The sequence below is a fragment of the Paenibacillus sp. UMB7766-LJ446 genome (assembly GCF_030226665.1).
Taxonomy (GTDB): Bacteria; Bacillota; Bacilli; order Paenibacillales; family Paenibacillaceae; genus Paenibacillus; species Paenibacillus vandeheii.
Window position 1 is genome coordinate 626,979 of record NZ_JASOYM010000001.1, and the last position, 18,410, is coordinate 645,388.

Genomic DNA, 18,410 nt, shown 5'->3' on the forward strand with positions numbered 1-18,410 from the left:
TGATTTTCATGTTTAGCTCCTATTTCAGTCCACGCGCGATAATCCACTCCAGCCATTTCCATGGCAGCAGCAATTTGCTGATGATAAGCAAACGGGAGCCTTTGCCCAGCGCATAACGAAGCTTTGGTGCACGCATCCGTGCGATACGGGCAATCAGATCGGCCACTTCCTGCGGATCAGGTACTGTCTCTCCAGCCTGCTGGGAATAACGGAGAATCGCATCCAGCTTCTCTTAATATGGAGAGCCATCGCTCCTTTGGATTTCACCCAAACCTTTATTCCAGATAGGCGTGCGATACGCACCTGGCTCTACCAACACAACCCGAACGCCGAAAGAAGACATTTCGTGACGCAAGCTTTCGGTGAAACCTTCCACAGCAAATTTGGATGCAGCATACGGCGCATAACCCGGAAAACCGGACAATCCACTCACGCTGGACAAGTTGATGATCAATCCCTGCTTTTGCTCACGCATGACAGGCAGGACCGCACGCGTAACGGCAACCAAGCCAAAGAGATTCGTTTCATGGCAGAAGGGGCTGTCCCATCAGTCATGAGCATGACGGGGGACATCCCTTTTTAAGGTTATTTTGGTTTAATGAATCTAGCACACGCTATTCGCCCTATTTTGTACAGGTCTGAGGTGTAACGAATGTAGAGATGCTATTTCGCTGATTTGATCTATTTTTAGATTCTGAAGCCCGTTTTGTAACGGAATAAAGTTGCTGTGGTTCGTTAAAAACTTGGCATTTCTTAATCATTCGCCTTTTAAGACGTTGAGGGTTCGTTAGCGCTTATTCTCGTACCCTCACTCAGACCGAATGCCACCTCTATAGATGAGCACACTATTTCCCCTGCTTCAAAATCTCGGCCAGTGCAAGATCAAGCGTATCGTATTTGAACGTAAATCCTTCCCGTTCAAGCCTTTCGGGAATAACCCAGCGACTTTTGAGAACCAGTTCTGTTTCGGTCCGAATGAATCGTGCCCCCAGTTCAAGCATCCAGCGAGGCGAAGGAAGTCCGATCTGAACTCCCATCTGCCGCCTCAGACTCTCCATAAGCTGGCGGTTCGTTACAGGATGTGGAGAAGAAGCATTAAATACGCCTTCCAGTTGCGGACGCTGCTGAACATAGAGCACCATGCGGAACAAATCCTCTATATGAATCCAGCTAAACTGCTGGGTTCCCGGTCCTTGTGATCCACCCAGGCCAAAACGGACCAGATTGGTCAGTGGCTCCATGACGCCGCCTTCTCCCAGCACAATGGCAATCCGTAATGCGATCTGACGCGTAGACGGCAGACTGAATTCAAAAAAAGCCTTTTCCCACGCTTTGGCGACATCCACCGAGAACCCGGAGCCAATCTCGCCCTCCTTCTCCGTCATGGGGCGATCTTCTGCATGTCTATATATTGTGGCCGTGCTCGAATTAATCCATAGTTCAGGAGGGTAGCTACAGGCCAGAACAGACTCGCCCAAAATGCGGGTTGTCTGGGTTCTGGATTCCAGAATGATTTTGCGGTTCTCGTCCGTGTAACGGCAGTTTACGGATTTTCCGGCCAGGTTAATCAGCAATTCTGCACCTTCAAGTGCCTGATTGATTTCAGCCTGGTTTTCCCAGGCTATATGACCGGGCTGACGTGAGATAATGAGCACCTCATAACCAAGCTTCATGAATCTTTGGGCAAAATCCTGTCCAACAAACCCTGTTCCACCCGCCAACACAACCTTTTTCACGGTATCCCCTCATTTCCCCATACTGGGTAAAGCAAGTACGCTATATATGGACTAACACTGTCTGCGACCGTTTTGTTTGATTTTAATTTGCGCCCAATGCTGCGTATAAGCGATTGCGTTCTTCGATCGCCCATGCGTTTGTTGGGTTTTGCTCCAACTGATACCGAAGCTCGTCATGGAAATCATGAATCATGAACCCTTCGGGCAGATTCCCCAGCATGGCTGTAAAATTGTATTCTGGCAGTTTTCTTTGTCCTTTACCGATCTGCTCCAACCATTCCATCCATTCAGCAAGCGTCAGTACTTCTTCCTGCCATAGCTCGGCCTGTAGTCCGAGTGCATCCTGAAGTTGCTCATAGGCAAATGGCTCAGAGAAGGGGCGGCATGCTTGCACAGCCAGTTCATACAACTCGATTACAGCGAGTCGTACCTCATGCTCAAGCTCGATTTCCAATCCTTCCATGAAGTCCTGAACCTGGATGCTCAGTCCGTCATCATATAATAATGGTGCCTGTGCCAACAAACGTACAATCTCTTCCATGTCATGCGCTGAAATTTTCTTTTGCTCATAGAGAGCAGGTAACCTATATGCTGTAATGATCATTCACTCCTACATCGTTCTTCTATTAATGACGTATATTATATCATGCTTTGGCGTTGAAATATTTGAATACTAGAATCGTTTCTTCCAGATCTTCAGGGCCTGTATATATATTCATAACTTTACCGATTTCAATTCCAAAATCCACATAAGCATTCGCCTTGGCTGTAATAATATGTCCATCAACAACAACACCTTGATTCACATATTCCCCTTGTGCCGTGACTGCTCTCATCTCCGATTCAGCATTGGTTGTAAATGTTTTGCTCTCCAATACTTGGGCTTGGCCCAACAACAATGTTCCTGCACAAATCGCTGCAATGGGAGTTTTACGCTCATTAAGTTCTTTGAGCAAGTTCATCAAGTCCGGACGTTGCAGCACTGCCGTAACATTTCCTCCGGGAATTATGAAAAGATCCACTTCGGACGGATCAATCTCATTTAATAGAGCAGAGGGATTAACTGAAAATCCCTCATATGACTGTAACATTCCCTTTTCCACGGCTACCGTCATTATGTCTCCTTGGGTTTTCATAAAATAGCAGGCTAACATAATCTCAAATGATACGTATCCTTCAAATAATAGTATGTATGTTTTCAAATCAGTTGCACTCCTTCTTTACCAGTCCGCAAACGTTGTAAAGCAGTCTGATGGTTATTTCTGATCAGATGATCATGGGTCTCATTCTCATAAATTCGTTATGGTCATCATTTGAATCCCACAGCAGGATAAAATGTTTTTTGATCCTGCTCTTCTATTTCACATAAAATGATCTTGATTAGTATCTAGTACACCCTCCCACATATATTCCCCATTTATGTTTCGATTCCCCAACTTCTTCATTGTACAAGATTCTTTCGAGTGATGGTGTTTTTCAACAAAAAACAGCCCCTTGTACACCGTTTTGGGTACGGAAGCTGTCACATTCAAACAAAACATTTTAAAAATTCTCAGCAATTAAAAAAATTATATAGGTTGAGAGTTTGGTTCACTGAGAATTCGGACGGATAGTTCACTCAACACTTGTTCTGTTCGTTCAAGCAGTTTGTCAATGTTGAATGGCTCTGCAAGAAAAGAGTCTGGGCTGTTTTCTATTGAAGATATATATTGTATCGTGCCGATGAATAAGACAATATCCAGTCCGGGATTCTTATCTGTATGCACAAAAGAAAGAATTTCAGTCATAGTCCATTCGTCAGGTAAGATTGTTGTTTGGTTCTCATAGATATACAAAGCCTTGAGCATGGCAGTCAAAGCCCATTCACAGAGGATTAGGCAAACTTTGCTTTGGTTATGGTTATGCATCATTAAAGCCAATTTCATATGATACCCAGCAAGTTTTTGATAATTGAGCACATCTCTTTTCAAATTGGAACTCATATCAGTTAAGTACAATAAAGGTTCATTGATCTGCCGATTCATGAAGGAGTACATTTCATTCAAATCCATCAACTCCTTTATCCATTTTTACTCTCTGTACAAAACAAACTGGTGTGTATTGTTTATGTTTTGGGCAAGATATAGATAAAATATTACTATATAGTAGTTTTTTAATCAAATTACTTATTAAGTATTGGTTAATCAACCTCTATTCTTTCTCTACACTTCTAATTAAAGAGAGGTGTACCCATGTCAGAACTTTTGGAGTTAGTTGGTGCAAGAATAAGAGATCTTCGGAAATCCAGGGATCTATCACAAGAAGCTCTAGCTGAGAAGGCAGGATTTAATACAAGCTATATCGGATTCATTGAACGGGCAGAGCGTAACATCTCTTTAAAAAATTTGGATAGAATCGCAGTTGCTCTTGATGTCAGCGTTAATCAATTATTTACATATGCGAATGAAAACGAGGCACTCTCCCATGAAGATACTAACATCCAGAAACTGATTACCATTCTGAGAACCCATGAACCACATGAAGTAGCTATGGCTCTCAATGTAATCACTGAAATTTTCAAAACGTACGATAAGAAATAACAAAAAGGCAACGTTCACTCGATTAGGAGTTGTTCGTTGCCTTTTGTTGGATCTGTATATCTTAAGGGATTGTAATATATTTGTGAATTCGCACATTCTCCATTAGATAAACGCTTTAACTGCTGCAAAATACTCACGGATCATATTAATCGGTTTCAGATAGCCCGGTGAAGGAGCCGAGATGCCGTATTCGGCGGCGTAACCGTTCTTTGCAGCCAGATACTTGGATCTGAACATATGGTAGTCACTTGTGACAATCATGATCTCGGGATGCTCCAGCCCGGATGCATCGATGATTTTTTTGGAAAAAGCCATATTCTCCTGGGTGCTCGTTGATTGATCTTCCATAATGACTTGTGCAGGGCTAATTCCCTGATCAACAAGGTAGTTTTTCATGGCAAGTGCTTCCGGAATCGATTCTCCAGGCCCCTGCCCGCCGGACACAATCACTGGCGTCTCAGGATGACTGCGAATATAGTCCAGACTGGCATCCAGCCTTTGTTTCAAGGTCAAAGACAATTCCGTTCCCTTGATGCCCGACCCGAGAATAATGACATAATCCGCTTCTTCCGGATCATTTGCACGAAGCTGAGTAAACACAAGCGCTTCGATAATGACAAATGAAACCGCAGCGATCCCGAACCCTATAAGCAGGATGCGTTTTAGCAGGATATGCTTTTGATAATCAATCCGCCTTAACACGATAAAAGCTACAGTGATCATGCCAAAAAACTTCACCGCGAAGTTCCAGCCCCAGAAGACCAGAAAGAACACCAAACATGCAATGAAAATAAGATCAAGAATCAGGCCTTTTTCTTGTATAAACTTTTTCATAAATCCAGTAACACTCCTTCTCGGGCCTTCACTTCCGTCATATGCCCTTGATTCAGGATCTTATAATCGTAAGCTTGGGCCACTGTTGTTGCCAGCACTTCTTCTCTACACGCTGATTATAATAGTCTGCATCCGTGAAAAACGGACTTTGGCGTACGATTAACGTATACAGATCCTCCAACCCATGCGGGGCACAGATATCCACCTGATCCTGATTATCTAACCTTACACCTATGGCAGTGACGATTTCTGGCCAATATCGAAGAGCATCTTCTGTTGAATGATATGGCTCGTTTCCATTGTGCAGATGCATCCTAGCCTGGTTTTTCACCGACCACTTCAAATTACCCGTCTCTTCGCGAAGCCTTTGTTCCAGCAGTTGATCCCGCTCCTCACGCATATCTTCCGTATCATAGTAAACAACATCAATATCGCTGTGCAGTTCGCGAAGAGGATAGCCATGAAGCACATCCCAGATATAATTGCGGATATACCCCGCACCTATGTAACACTGAGGCAGTTCAAGACTGCGAACCCGCCGCAGGTCGTGCATGAATTGTCCATGCTCCGTAATCGCCTGAATCAACTTTTCCTCATGCAGCATATAGCGTCTCTCCCTGTTACTTTGTCTTTTTAATTGTAGAGCTATCATTGCTCACTTTCACTTTACCGAAACACTGCTTGTTCCAATATATCATGTTTGAGTACCCTCAATAAAATAAACAAATCCCCTCAGGAGTCACCTTAAGCTCATCTGATCAGATGTTCCTTAAGATTATTTACCCTGAGGGGATTGAATGAGGAGATCGAATAAGGGATTGGGCCTACTGGAATTCCATTAACCCCACATGCCAATCAGTAATATGCCGCCAAAAATAACGATGGAACAGAGAATACGCTTCTTCCCCTGCTGTTCTTTCAGTAACAAAATACCGAGGAAGGCGGCGAATACCGTCCCCACTTCCCGAAGCGGGCCCAGTCTCGCCATGGGTGCCTGCTGTAATGCAAACAAGAATAACAAATACGACCCCGGATTCAGCAACGCCCCCAACATAATGGTTGATCGGTTCTTTTTCCATTCCTGACGCAGTTGGCGGGAAGCGAGCAGCGCCGGAGTCAATCCAGCCACAAAGCCGATATTTGTCACTTCAAGTAAAGACAAGGGTGAAATATGCTCCAGATTCAATTTGTCCACGAACACATAACTGGTTGTACATAAGCCAACACATAAGGCCATCAGAACCGGCTTTGATCCTGTTACCCTTGAGCCAGATTTGCCATCTCTGCTTCCCACACCACTAAGCACCGTAAATCCTAAAATCATGCAGGCAATACCCATCCATCCGAACAGAGACAACGTTTCCCCCAAAAAAGCAACGCCGATCAATGGAACCAACAAGGTGCTCGTTCCCCGCATAATCGGATAAATCTGCGACAAGTCGCCCAATTCGTAGGTCTGCGATAGCAGCCAGGAATACAAGGCTTGCAGCGCCATCGATAACACGAGTAGTGCATAGGCTGGCATGGATACAGGTTCACGCAACAACTCTACGATAAGCACAGGCAGGAGAATCACGGTCGGGATCATCATGATGGACCATAAAAACACGCTTTTGTTTAAACTTCGTTTGGTGAACATGCTCCAGACCGCGTGAGCCATCCCGGAGGCGAGCACCAGAACTATAGGTAAAATCATAATCAAAACGTTCCTCTCTAATCCCTTGCTCTTCTATAATTCTCTATTGTGCCGAAGTGCTCTCAGGTTGATGTTCTGGCTGTTCACTCACAACAGAGCCGTCCTCCAAGCGAAGCCAGGTATCGAAGCTGCGTTGTCCCGCCTGCAAATGAATGACCCGACCTCCGCGCAGCATGCCTTCCCTCCCATATGTACTGTGTCCACTTGAACGCCCGTAGCAAAGACGAATACCATGATAAGTCCCCTGAAAATCATTCACATGATCATGTCCGCAAAAGGTCCCCATCACATCGCCCATCTCCAGCAGTGCAGAGAACAGACCCGAGTTCACTTGGGCAGAGCAAACAGGTTCGTACTTGCTGCCGTAACAGATCTGCGTGTCCCACATGAACTGATATTCAGGAATCGGGATATGGAAAAACGCCAAGGCTGGGAGCTTATCCCCGCGGCTGCGGCCGGGATTGACGCGTGTGGATTCAGACATCAGCCAGTGGATCTGATTGGGCTGAATCCAGCCATAACCGGGAATGGACTCGAACTGGGAATAGTCCCCCGAATCGAGTAAATACAACACGGCCGCCGGGTTGCCATCCGCTCCGGCAATCTCCAATGTGTAATTGCCCAAGCCCGCAATCTCACGCGGCCCACGTTCTGTCACGGTATGTGCATGCTGCTGAATCACATCCATTAATCCATCAGGGGTAATCCGATTCTCTGTATCATGGTTGCCATACACAAAAGCCCACGGAATACCACGTTCTTCCACCACCGACACGGCATCCCGAAATGCCTGCTCCGGGTTTTCACATTCCTTATTGCCAGGATCAACCGGTCCCGTGTAGATGACATCGCCTGTAAATACAACCAGATCGGGTTGTTCCACTTCAATTATCGTTTTCATTAATTGCCGGGTCCGAAGATCTTCAGGCCGCCCCTCCTTCCAGTGCAGATCTGTAAACTGTACGATTTTAAAAGTTCCATTTTTTTGAAAAGCAAGCTGACGTTTCACCCTTTTTCCTCCCTGATAATCCATGTACTATGGACCAAAATATAAGATGTTGTTTGTTGTGGTTTTACGTTGTTTTATTTGATCTTATCGTCACATCATATTACTGTCAATACATATTAAGAACAGAATCCAAACCTTATTTTCACCTCGATTACCATTTCAAAATTGACAAGGACTGCTCACCAACTTAAACTATTAAAACAACAACAATCCACACTATGTCACAACACTAAAATATATAAAACTTAGATTGAAACTTCAGGAGGCACAACCCATGTCTTTAACGTATGAAGAACGCAGACACACCATTCTTATCCAACTTGCTACGCAGGGCAAGGTTCAGGTACAGGTTCTGGCGGATCTGTTTCAGGTATCTACGGAAACGATCCGACGGGATTTGGATCGACTTGATAAGGAAGGCGAATTGCGCAAAGTATACGGAGGCGCTGTTCGTGTGCGTTCAGGAATGACCGAAGCCCCTTTTCAAAAGCGTGCGCAGCTTCAACTGAACGAAAAGCAGGCCATTGGCGTGGCAGCCGCCGCTCTGATTGAGGATGGAGAGACCGTAATGCTGGACAATGGCACAACAACACTGGAGATCATGCGGCAGTTGCGACATCGTTCTCAGGTGACCGTCATTACCAACTCCGTTCCCATTCTCACCTGTGCACTGGAGGAATTTGCAGGCAAAATCATTTTCGCCGGAGGAGAAGTCAGCCCGGTCGTACAAGCCTCTACCGGACCTATTGCTCATGAATTGCTGAGTCGATTCAAAGTCAACAAGGCATTCATCTCAGCAGGCGGCGTTTCGTTAACGGATGGTATCACAGATTATGTGTTGGAGGAGGCCCTCATCTCTCGCAAAATGATGGAGCGTGCGGAGGAAGCCATTTTGGTCGCTGATCATACCAAGTTTGGACGCTCCACCTTCGCCCAGATTGCACCTTTGGAACAAATATCCATGGTAATCACAGATGCCGCATGCCCTGCAGAATGGGTAGAGGCTCTTCACCAAATGGAAATTGAAATGGTTCACAGCATTTGACAATGTGAGCCATTTTCTATATTTTAGAAGTATAATGATCGTTCTATCTTATTCTGGAAGGAGGTCTTATTCCTTATGAGCAGCAAAAAGGAAACGCTGTTGAACGTGGCGGAGGAATTGTTCTACCTTCACGGATTCCACTCCATTGGCTTGAAGCGAATTATCACAGATGCCGGGATTGCCATCATGACGTTATATAATCACTTCGAATCCAAGGATGATCTCATTGTTGAAGTGCTTCGACGGCGCGAACAGCGCTATCTGGAACAGCTGCGGCAGTATGCCGACAACAAAGCGCAGCCTGTATTGCTCAATCTGGCGGAAGGGCATGCACGCTGGTTGATGGAACATGAGTCAAGAGGATGTTTGTTTTTGCGTGCCAAGGAGGAATTTGGCGGAGATACAAATAACGTCATTGTACAAACCGTTAATGCGCACAAGAAACATGTGATGACCCTGATTAAAAATCTTGATCCTGCCGCAAGCGACCGTGCAGTGTTGCAATTTATCCTGCTGCTGGAGGGTTCCACCGCGCTCGCCGAGACAGAAAATGTAAATAATGTGTGTCGGGAACTCGTTCACATGACGCAGAATAGTTTCAAATAGTCCCACACTGGGTGAGTTATTATTTCAACTCACTTTTTTATTTCAAAGAAAATATAATGATCGTTCTATCTAAAAGGCGGTGGATTTAATGAAAAAAGTAATTTTCCCAGGGATTGCACTTATTGCTGTATGTTATGCATTCGGGAGATTCAGCTACGGGCTGTTTATGCCGGAAATTTCGGAAGCACTGCAACTGGACGATGCCCAGTCCGGAGCAATCAATTCCGCAACCTACATTGCATACTGCCTATCCTTGCTTAGTGCTCCTCTCCTTATTAATCGTATGGGGCACTATCATGTCATTCAAATAGCGGGTGTTAGCGCTGTGCTCGGTTTACTGGGCATTGCCTTGTCTCCAAACGCGTTTGTTCTCACAATAGGCGTATTTCTCGCCGGATTAAGTACTGGCTTGGCCTCCCCTGCATTGGGTAACACCGTCTACGCTGAGCTTGCGCCTGAGCAGCAAGCCAGAGGAAACAGCTGGATTAACACAGGTACCAGCTTTGGCATCATCGTATCCGGTCCAATCTACTGGCTGTTCACCGAATATTGGCGGTTAACCTACATCTTTTTCGCTGTTCTCGGTGTTGTGGTGGTGGTGTGGAATAGACGTGTTCTTTCCACACGCAAAACGGAGCCTTGTACCCAGTCGCTCTGGGCTTGCATGAAGCCAACCAAACCGGGTATGGCTCTGCTCATGGCTTCCCTTCTGACAGGCATCAGTTCTGCGATCTATTGGACCTTTGCCCGAAACTTCCTTACGGACGAAAAAGGGGCCTCCGATTCGGAAGCCGTACTGTTCTGGATTGTGATGGGGATTATGGGGATTCTCGGCGGGTGTGCGGGCCGTATTATTGAACGCATTGGGATTGGATGGTCCTATCGAATAGGCCTTCTGCTCTTGTCTGTTTCACTTGGCATTATCCTTCTTCCATCGATGACCGCCAGCCTGGTCTCAGCCGTTATGTTTGGCAGTACCTATATTTTTCTGACCAGTGTATTCATCGTGTGGGCGACCAGGCTATTTCATCCAAATACGTCCATCGGGATCAGCCTTGCTTTTCTCGCGCTCGGTGCGGGTCAGTTCCTCGGTTCATCCATAGCGGGCTATACCATTGAAATGTTCTCCAACACTACAGCATTTCTGGCCTTTGCTGTACTGGGTCTGTTCGGGTTACTCATTCGGGTGAAGCACCCTGTATCTTAATTTTTACAAACCAACAGGCTATACATCTGCTGCGCATCTGAAACCGATATGCCCAGTAGATGTATCAGGCGTGTTGGGGATTCTCGCCGCCACTCTATAGCGATTGCAGTAGGAACGATGGCATAAGTAGGAACCGCCTTTTAACACCTTGCGTTCTTTATTGGGAGATAGTTCCGTGTTAACGACTGTAGACTTCTCATGATCCGTTACGTAGTTATCGGCGCACCACTCCCACACATTGCCTGACATATTGTACAGTCCGTATGCATTCGGAGGGAACGATTGGGATGGAGCGGTGCCTGCATAACCATCGGCTGCATTATTTTTCGTTGGAAATACTCCCTGCCAGATGTTGCAATAGTGTTGTCCATTCGGCCTTAACGTATCGCCCCAAGGATATTTCTTCTGAATCAGGCCACCCCGTGCTGCGTATTCCCATTCCGCTTCTGTGGGCAGACGTTTATCGGCCCAGCGGCAATAGGCATTGGCATCATTCCAGGAGATATGAACAACCGGGTGATCAGCGCGATCGTTTACATTAGAATCGGGTCCTTCGGGATGAGCCCAGTCAGCACCTTCAACTACCCACCACCAGGGTGTCTGTTGTACCACATTTCGAACTTGAGTCGCCATTTGCGGAGATACGAACAGATGAAAAACAAAAGACCAGCCAAACTGCTCTGACTCAGTCCGATACCCCGTGTCACGTACAAATTGTGCAAACTCCGCGTTGGTTACCGTACAGGCATCCAGATAAAAGGAGTTCACCTGAACTTCCCTGACGGGACCTTCCCCGTCTGCGGCAAAAGCTTCGGGGTCATTCGTGCCCATCAGAAAACGTCCACCTTCTATACGAATGCTTTCTTTCTTCTCTGCTCTATCGGTTAGAGCTATTACGAAATCGGCTATAGAACTGGTATGAATGGATGGCTTGTCCCCAACAACCTCTGTCGATGCAGCCGTTTCCTCTGACAGGTTCTTTTCATCCAGCTTGCCGCCCCGGCTTGCAGCGCAGCAGCAAGAAGAAGGTTTCTTTGGCAGCTGATCATGCATCTCAAGCATCCCCTTCTATGGTTAGGTTTAAGACTCGTTCTCTCCATTGTACACGGCAGGGCGAATATTCGGATACGGTGGTGTTTGGTTGTCAATACCTTTGAGGATATGGTCTGATGATTTCCTCACTCCACACCTGTACTTCGATGTAACGTTCCGGTCCGAGATCCCCCTGTAGATTCCATTCCTGAGGCCAGCCATAGGATTGGATAATGTCCGAGTTTATTATTCGTACATTCTGGGTCTTATTCAGATACATAACAACTTCTTACACCTACTCATAATGTACATCATGTCCACAGTAGTGAAAATATCAGCAGCAAAATAATTCGTTTGGATGAAATTCACACAGTGCACTTCATTCGCAAGATTCGCTATTATTAGGGAAATATTAACCAACAAATGATAAACTAATATAAGAGAGATTACTTCATATGCTAAGGCATAATAAGGAGGGCTTTATTATGTTAGGAATCAGAGTACAGCAAGTAGAGAATCAACTAATCATCCGTTGGCAGCTTTCCAAAATAGAAATTCCCATCTCAGACATTAAAGCAATTACCCTTGATGATACATATGGTGGAAGTGAGCCTACAGCCGTTCGAATCGGCGCAGCGTATGGCGCTTCCGAAACAATACTAATTCGCACAACCCATCAATCCTACATCCTGTTTACTTCCAACGAGGCTTTATTCCCAAAAATCAGTGCCATACTATCAAATAATACAGGTTAGTGGAATGCGTCAAACTTGCAACGTGCTAACGAATCTAGCGCACCTTAAACGTCCGATTCTCAAGGTATGCCGATTTTAACGAACTTCAGTGACGTTATTTCGGTGAAAACACAGCGTCAGAGCCTAAAAATCGATCTCATTGATAAAATAACGTCTCTGGGATTCGTTACATCTCAGAATGGTGTAAATGAGAGCGAATAACATGTGTCACGTTCTTTAGGCCAAATTAAAGCGAACAAGGGGCGTCCACCGTCATGTACATGACTTTTGGGACACCCCTTGTTTTCAAGTTAATATAAGTTCAAATGACAGTCCTATCTCCAACTCCACTTCGGTAACTGATCCAGCGTAATTACTTCTTCACTATTATATACTTCCTTCAAATACGCTACCTCATTATGATTACCACCCTTTAAGAATTCTCCCGTCCAGGTACAGAACCAGCTCCATTGTACACCCTGCTCTTTCATTTGCTTTGGATCAGGAATGGAGCCGTTCTCGGCTAAGGCAATGATTTTGCTGTCATTCACCAGTGCACGCAGATTCTCATAACGTTCAGCTAATGGGCTGTGATCGCCTGCTTCTGGATACACATCCACACTCACAATGTCCACTACATCGTCACCCGGATACCACTCCGGCTTTTCGGAGTTCCAGACCCAGATCAGATTACCCAGCTTATACGTGTTGACCAATTGATCATACAGCAGGCGATACAACTGCTTGGCAGCTTCAGGTCCTCTGGCACCCCACCAGAACCAGCCTCCTTCGGCTTCATGAAGCGGCCGGAATAACACAGGCACCCCAGCGTCCTTTAGTTCTTGCAGATGTACTGCAATTGCATCGATATCCCGGATTAACAATGTATACTCTTCAGATTCAGGATGAGCCAGCGCTGACCCGAGATCATAGGTGGTGGCATCCGTATAGAAGCCACGCCACCATTCCTTACCGGGTTCATCGATCAAGCCTACTGGTGCATTCCAATGCCAACATAATGTCACAATTCCGCCTTGCCGGTGCCATGCCAGCGCATCCTGAATCTCCTGGGAGATTGCGCCGCGTTCTGTCCTTGATGGAGAATAATCCATGAGATCGAATCCGATCACCGCCGGCTTGCGGCCTGTATTCTCATTAATCCAGTTCAGATTGCCGTAATCCTGCTGACCCGACAGTATCCCTTTTCTATAACGCTCCGCCAAGTACTTCATCAGTTCTCTGGCCTCGGAAGTCGCTGCTTCATTCACCAGAATACTGCTAATCTTGCTCTCCATCATAGCTCCCCCTCACTCTACAGCATGGTCCAAGCCCATTAAACATCCAACTTCGAATCAGCAATCAGATATGTTGAGTACAGCAATCGTACGCCTACTCTTCTTCTTATCCAACAACCCCGGAGCGTTCAATACTCTCCACGAAATAACGCTGTACAAACAAATACAAAATAATGAGCGGTGCAATCGCCAGCAGAATGCCTGTATCCACGATCATGGCAACATAGTTCGGATCTGCCTTCATGCCCGAGCTCGAACCAAAACCCATCAATTGGGGAATCAACTGGTTGGCTTGGGCAGGCAATGATGCCACCTTCAGTGAGATGAGTGGACTTTCACTCATGAATAGCGCCGAGTAGAATGTATCGTTGTACTGCCAGACAAAAGAGAACAGAATGACCGTAATCAGCGGTGAAATGGCATTCGGCAGCATAATTCGGGCAAATGTCCGAAACCCGCCTGCTCCATCGATTAGCGCAGCTTCTTCAATTTCCTTGGGCATGCCCTTGAAGAATTGGCGGAAAATATAAATGAACAGCCCTGCCTTCAACCCACCTGCCGTAGCCGCGGTAATCATGGACGGCCAGTATGTATTCAGCAGATTAATCCCCTCTCGTCCCGTGAACAGATGAACCATCCCCAGGATGTCAAAGTTGCGGAAATGCAGATACATCGGCACCATCAGGGTGCTTGTCGGAACGAGAATGGTGAGGATGACCAACACAAACAGCACATTGCTGCCGGGAAAAGAAAAGCGGGCGAAGCCGTACCCGGCTAACGCACAGGATATCGCTGTGAGCAGCGTTGTAATCGTGACGAACAACAGCGTGTTCGCCAGCAAAGGCAAATAATCCATCACCTGTGCCGCAAGCTTGATATTATCCAACGTAAAATGCTGAGGAATCATATAGATAGTCGGATTATAGATATCCTGTTTATCCTTGAACGCAACCGAGATTTTAAGAAACAACGGATACAAAATAATAAATGAAATACCGATAACCAGTGCATATCTGAATATGGAATACAGGAGGTCCGATGTCTTGTTTCGTACCCTCTGCATGCGGTAGTTGTCTTTCGGAACCACCACCATGCGATCCGTTCCCGACACAGCCATAGTCTCATGCCTCCTTCAACGTTCGTTAACTTTCAGTTATAATGAACCCGCCGTGACAGTACCCATCCGACAACAACCAATACCAGACCGATGACCAGGGTGTACAGCCAGGACATGGCCGAGCTTAGGCCGAAGTTCTGGGTTTTGAACGCCGTCTGATAGATGGCCTCGGTCACCGGACTGCCTGCGAAGGAATCAATGATGGTATAGATAACATTTGTCAGGATCAATGGACTCACCATCGGAAACGTAATTTTCCAGAATGATTCATAAGCCGTTGCGCCTTCAATTTTGGCCACTTCGTACATGGAACCTGGAACCGATTGCAGCGCAGCAAGGAAGATCAGAATCTGTACGCCAGAGCTGCTGACAATATCGTAAATGCGCATAATGGCTTCCACGATATAATCGACATAAGCCATGGGCAGTCCCACATCATTCAGCATTCGCACCATTGAAATGACGTTGAAAGAGGCTCCCCCTTCGGTTGACGATTCAATCGCACTGGCGTCCCCCATCAGATTGATCAACCCTGCGGACTCGGCCGCTGCCACTGCACTGGAGGCTAGTATGACCGGCAGGAAGAAGATGGCACGCGCCATCGTTCTGCCCTTGAAATTCTGGTTAAGCAGTGTCGCTGTAAACAGACTGAAGAACAGAATCATGGGCACATTCAGCAGCATCGCCCCAACCGAATCCACCAAGATACGGTTAAATGTAGCATCGACTAGAATGGCATCCTTGAAGTTTTTCAATCCTACAAAATCCAGTACATATCCTCCTGGGGCAACCGACAGATTGCTCAAACTGAACCGGATCGATTGCAGCAGCGGCGTGGCGAACAGGAAGATGAAACCAATCAGCCAAGGCGAAATAAATGCAAGTCCAAGCAGCGCTCTCCTGGATTTCAGCGATAAACGAAGGGTTCTCATCGGTTCACTCCTTCCACTGCATAGTCCGCCCCGCCAACGGTAATTCCATCCATCGTTACCGGATCATCCGTGTAATTGATCAAGATAGATGCACCGCCACTGTAGGTGACTCGTACAACACCTTCCTGAACTCGTTCATGCTCGGTTATTGGCTGGTTCCGCAAATTCCCTAATACTTCATTTGCTTCCTTGTATAATGCAGCTGCGTCATCTACCCAATACGCATAGTCAGTGGCATATGCCGAATCATAACTGGTCAGCTTCAGCTTGGATGATGGTTCATACGTCCATTGAAACTGAGGAGCGGAGCCCAGCTCCAGACTGCGAAGCAGCTGTTTGCGCAGATCCTGATCCCCTGACGTATTCATTGCGGAAGCAGCGTAATCCATGTATCCATGAATGACCATTTCATAAAAAGGAACTTCCTCATCGGTAATATTAAATCGGCTGGAGCCTGAGGGGACATCCACAATATGCTGCGTATATCCCCACGCATAGGCGTTAGCGGAGGATAACATCATGTTTGGATACTCCTGCTGCAGCTTGCCTAGCTGCTCCTTCACGATGTTCTTTGCGGTCTCCCGGTGGATGACACGACGATCTCGATAATCCGAGCTCAATACCTGCCCGAGATCACGCAGCGATAATGCGCTGAGCTCCAGTTTATTGATTTTCCCGGCAAACTCGCTCACTACATACGGAAGCTTGGCGGCCGACAACAGATAATAACTGTCTTTGCTCTGATCCATCCGGTTGAGGGCAGGACTGTAGGGATACAATTCAGCTGTCTCCTTGGTGACAAATCGCGCTGCATCGGAGGAGGGAGCAAAGTTCCAATCGTCGTGATAAATACGCTGGAACGCCACATCAGGGAATAACGCTCCGCCAGATTGTTTCAGTTGTTCAGACAGATCATGCAACTCGGACCGAGTGCCGACTTCACTGTCCAGCTTGACCTGGGTGGGTGTATGGTGACTGAGACCTCCGCCAAACCATCCCTGATACAGCATCTGCACTCGATTCACACCCTCCTGCTGCAGCTTGGCAGCCATTTCAGCCGCTTGTTCATATGTCGTCATTGCCAATGTGGTCCGATAAGGTACACCCAGGAATGAAGCTTTTTTGTCCACTGCACCCAATACATCCACGTAAAAAGGTAATGCCGGCTCGTCTTCCAGCGGTTTCAGTACGTTCTGCCCCACCAATTGCTGCTGATACAAGCGGGCCATACCGGAATAGCTGGCATCCTTTCCATGAAGGAAATGGTATCGCACCTGAATATCCCCACGGAATGGTTCCTCGCTCAATAGCTGAATCTCCTGCATCTTTTGCGAAGTATACATCTCCAGCTCATCCTCACCCCGCAGGGAAAACGTGCCGTAGACATGGTTGTAACTATTTTGTCTGCCTCCAATATCTGCTGAGATGCTGGCCATACCGTCCCCTTTTTCAATCACGGCAAACCAGGCATGTTCACCGTTCTTCAAACCAAAGACAGGCATATGGACAGATTCACTGACCTGCGGGCGACTGAGTGAATTGTCGTTCGGATCTGCACCGTACACACGCTGTACGTACTGCTCCTCCTTGACCTTTCCGTTATTCAGATGGATCAGACTGCCTGAACCGTCAGGTACAAACATATAACCTTCACCTTTCGTATCCGCGGCACCAAAGTAAGCGAGCAGATCGATATTACGAATGCGGTATTGTCCGTTCTCTTTCACCTGACTTAGCGGCACGGTTACAACCAGTGAGCCTTGATCCAGCCGATATTCCACCGGAATGACGAAGCTCGGCTTATCCGATGTGCCCCCGCCTTCGACTCCATTTTCCTTATTGTCAAAAGCAAGATCGTCTGCGGTGTACCCCGCCGCCTCAAAGGCATCCAGCATCTTGTTCAGCACAAGCTGCTTTGAGATCTGTCCATCCAACCGTTCCAGCACATCCGGGTTGGTTTTGGTTGGATAATAACGAGCAGATGTATATCTTGCCACTGTGGCATCCAGTTTCGAAAGCACCTTTTCCTCCAGACGCTGTTTGCTGATCAGTTTGGGCAGGGCATCAATGCCAAGCGAGGTATCCCCTAGCGTGTATGTAACGCGAATGCCCTGATCCACATTGACGGCTGCGAACTGTTTGTTGCTGATACTGGAGCTAAAGTTTGGAAAGTTCTCCAGTGTACCGATCGCATCCCGAAATGACACGTTCAGCTGGGAGGACAGCACTTCCTTTTCATAAGCGGAAGCCAGACCGTCCGCAGACCGTTCCTTCGGATTGCTGTACCAGATCTGCCCACTCGCTGCATCACGAACGGCAATTTCCGTCGTTTCCTCGTTGTAATACAGCGCCAGTTCCTGATCTTCTTCGACCAGTCGCATACCCGGCACACCCTGTGAAGAATCCGTGAGGAATTGCAGTGACTCCGTCTCGGTTGATACAGCCTCTGTTGTTGCTTCAAGATAAGCCGCTGCTTCCACAGCAGGTACTCCCCTGTTATTGATATACAGCAGTCCAGCCGCGATCAGGATCACAGCAGCACCACTGGCCAGCACCGTATATATTCGTTGCCTTTTGTTCACGGATGC

At 46.9% G+C, this 18,410-nt stretch carries 17 protein-coding genes and 2 pseudogenes; 5 read left to right on the forward strand and 14 right to left on the reverse strand.

The genetic code is table 11. The annotated features are described in order from the left end of the window. Positions 1 to 19: 19 nt before the first annotated feature. The 5 genes and pseudogenes from QP794_RS03050 to QP794_RS03070 all read right to left on the reverse strand — a co-directional run. A pseudogene (locus QP794_RS03050) lies at positions 20 to 526 on the reverse strand (SDR family NAD(P)-dependent oxidoreductase); the annotation flags it as partial. A gap of 319 nt (positions 527 to 845) precedes the next feature. Beyond that, positions 846 to 1,736: a TIGR01777 family oxidoreductase gene (locus QP794_RS03055; protein ID WP_285074836.1), complete on the reverse strand. Its 891-nt coding sequence runs from the start codon at positions 1,734 to 1,736 to the stop codon at positions 846 to 848. 82 nt (positions 1,737 to 1,818) lie between these two features. Beyond that, entirely contained in the window at positions 1,819 to 2,340 is a 522-nt protein-coding gene (locus QP794_RS03060; RefSeq protein WP_285074837.1) for a hypothetical protein, read from the reverse strand. A 40-nt stretch (positions 2,341 to 2,380) separates the two neighbouring features. Then, positions 2,381 to 2,938 carry a DJ-1/PfpI family protein gene (locus QP794_RS03065; RefSeq protein WP_285074839.1) on the reverse strand — a complete coding sequence of 186 codons (558 nt, stop codon included), beginning with the start codon at positions 2,936 to 2,938 and terminating at the stop codon, positions 2,381 to 2,383. A gap of 366 nt (positions 2,939 to 3,304) precedes the next feature. Further along, entirely contained in the window at positions 3,305 to 3,760 is a 456-nt protein-coding gene (locus QP794_RS03070) for a hypothetical protein (protein WP_285074840.1), read from the reverse strand. Positions 3,761 to 3,967: 207 nt separating this feature from the next. Between QP794_RS03070 and QP794_RS03075 the strand changes: the two genes are divergently transcribed. Next, a complete protein-coding gene (locus QP794_RS03075; RefSeq protein ID WP_285074841.1) occupies positions 3,968 to 4,315 on the forward strand; it encodes a helix-turn-helix domain-containing protein in 348 nt (115 codons plus the stop codon). A 102-nt stretch (positions 4,316 to 4,417) separates the two neighbouring features. Here the strand turns inward: QP794_RS03075 and QP794_RS03080 are convergent, their stop codons facing one another. The 4 genes from QP794_RS03080 to QP794_RS03095 all read right to left on the reverse strand — a co-directional run bounded on the left by QP794_RS03080 (position 4,418) and on the right by QP794_RS03095 (position 7,854). Continuing rightward, on the reverse strand, positions 4,418 to 5,149 hold the full coding sequence (locus QP794_RS03080; protein ID WP_285074842.1) for a YdcF family protein: 732 nt from the start codon (positions 5,147 to 5,149) through the stop codon (positions 4,418 to 4,420). 52 nt (positions 5,150 to 5,201) lie between these two features. Then, on the reverse strand, positions 5,202 to 5,753 hold the full coding sequence (locus QP794_RS03085; protein WP_350338839.1) for a nucleotidyltransferase family protein: 552 nt from the start codon (positions 5,751 to 5,753) through the stop codon (positions 5,202 to 5,204). Between the two features lie 234 nt (positions 5,754 to 5,987). Continuing rightward, positions 5,988 to 6,845, reverse strand: coding sequence for a DMT family transporter (locus tag QP794_RS03090; protein WP_285074843.1), 858 nt, complete (start codon positions 6,843 to 6,845; stop codon positions 5,988 to 5,990). 43 nt (positions 6,846 to 6,888) lie between these two features. Continuing rightward, the gene (locus QP794_RS03095; protein WP_285074844.1) at positions 6,889 to 7,854 is read right to left on the reverse strand and encodes a metallophosphoesterase family protein; all 966 of its coding nucleotides are present in this window, start codon (positions 7,852 to 7,854) and stop codon (positions 6,889 to 6,891) included. Positions 7,855 to 8,128: 274 nt separating this feature from the next. On the opposite strand from QP794_RS03095, the gene QP794_RS03100 reads away from it, so the two are divergent. The 3 genes from QP794_RS03100 to QP794_RS03110 all read left to right on the forward strand — a co-directional run bounded on the left by QP794_RS03100 (position 8,129) and on the right by QP794_RS03110 (position 10,712). Next, a complete protein-coding gene (locus QP794_RS03100) occupies positions 8,129 to 8,899 on the forward strand; it encodes a DeoR/GlpR family DNA-binding transcription regulator (RefSeq protein WP_285074845.1) in 771 nt (256 codons plus the stop codon). A 75-nt stretch (positions 8,900 to 8,974) separates the two neighbouring features. Beyond that, positions 8,975 to 9,505, forward strand: a complete 531-nt coding sequence (locus QP794_RS03105; protein WP_285074847.1) for a TetR/AcrR family transcriptional regulator — start codon at positions 8,975 to 8,977, stop codon at positions 9,503 to 9,505. 88 nt (positions 9,506 to 9,593) lie between these two features. Then, a complete protein-coding gene (locus tag QP794_RS03110) occupies positions 9,594 to 10,712 on the forward strand; it encodes an MFS transporter (protein WP_285074848.1) in 1,119 nt (372 codons plus the stop codon). 18 nt (positions 10,713 to 10,730) lie between these two features. Here QP794_RS03110 and QP794_RS03115 read toward each other — a convergent pair. After that, a pseudogene (locus QP794_RS03115) lies at positions 10,731 to 11,564 on the reverse strand (formylglycine-generating enzyme family protein); the annotation flags it as partial. Positions 11,565 to 12,229: 665 nt separating this feature from the next. Between QP794_RS03115 and QP794_RS03120 the strand changes: the two are divergent. Then, positions 12,230 to 12,499, forward strand: a complete 270-nt coding sequence (locus tag QP794_RS03120; RefSeq protein ID WP_285074851.1) for a SunI/YnzG family protein — start codon at positions 12,230 to 12,232, stop codon at positions 12,497 to 12,499. Between the two features lie 314 nt (positions 12,500 to 12,813). Here the strand turns inward: QP794_RS03120 and QP794_RS03125 are convergent, their stop codons facing one another. The 4 genes from QP794_RS03125 to QP794_RS03140 all read right to left on the reverse strand — a co-directional run bounded on the left by QP794_RS03125 (position 12,814) and on the right by QP794_RS03140 (position 18,404). Further along, complete coding sequence (locus QP794_RS03125; RefSeq protein WP_285074852.1) at positions 12,814 to 13,776, reverse strand: glycosyl hydrolase; 963 nt, start codon at positions 13,774 to 13,776, stop codon at positions 12,814 to 12,816. A gap of 103 nt (positions 13,777 to 13,879) precedes the next feature. Beyond that, entirely contained in the window at positions 13,880 to 14,890 is a 1,011-nt protein-coding gene (locus tag QP794_RS03130; protein ID WP_285074853.1) for a carbohydrate ABC transporter permease, read from the reverse strand. A 32-nt stretch (positions 14,891 to 14,922) separates the two neighbouring features. After that, positions 14,923 to 15,822 carry a carbohydrate ABC transporter permease gene (locus QP794_RS03135; RefSeq protein WP_285074854.1) on the reverse strand — a complete coding sequence of 300 codons (900 nt, stop codon included), beginning with the start codon at positions 15,820 to 15,822 and terminating at the stop codon, positions 14,923 to 14,925. Next, positions 15,819 to 18,404: a DUF5696 domain-containing protein gene (locus tag QP794_RS03140; RefSeq protein ID WP_285074855.1), complete on the reverse strand. Its 2,586-nt coding sequence runs from the start codon at positions 18,402 to 18,404 to the stop codon at positions 15,819 to 15,821. Before QP794_RS03140 ends, QP794_RS03135 begins: the two co-directional genes overlap by 4 nt. Positions 18,405 to 18,410: the final 6 nt, after the last annotated feature.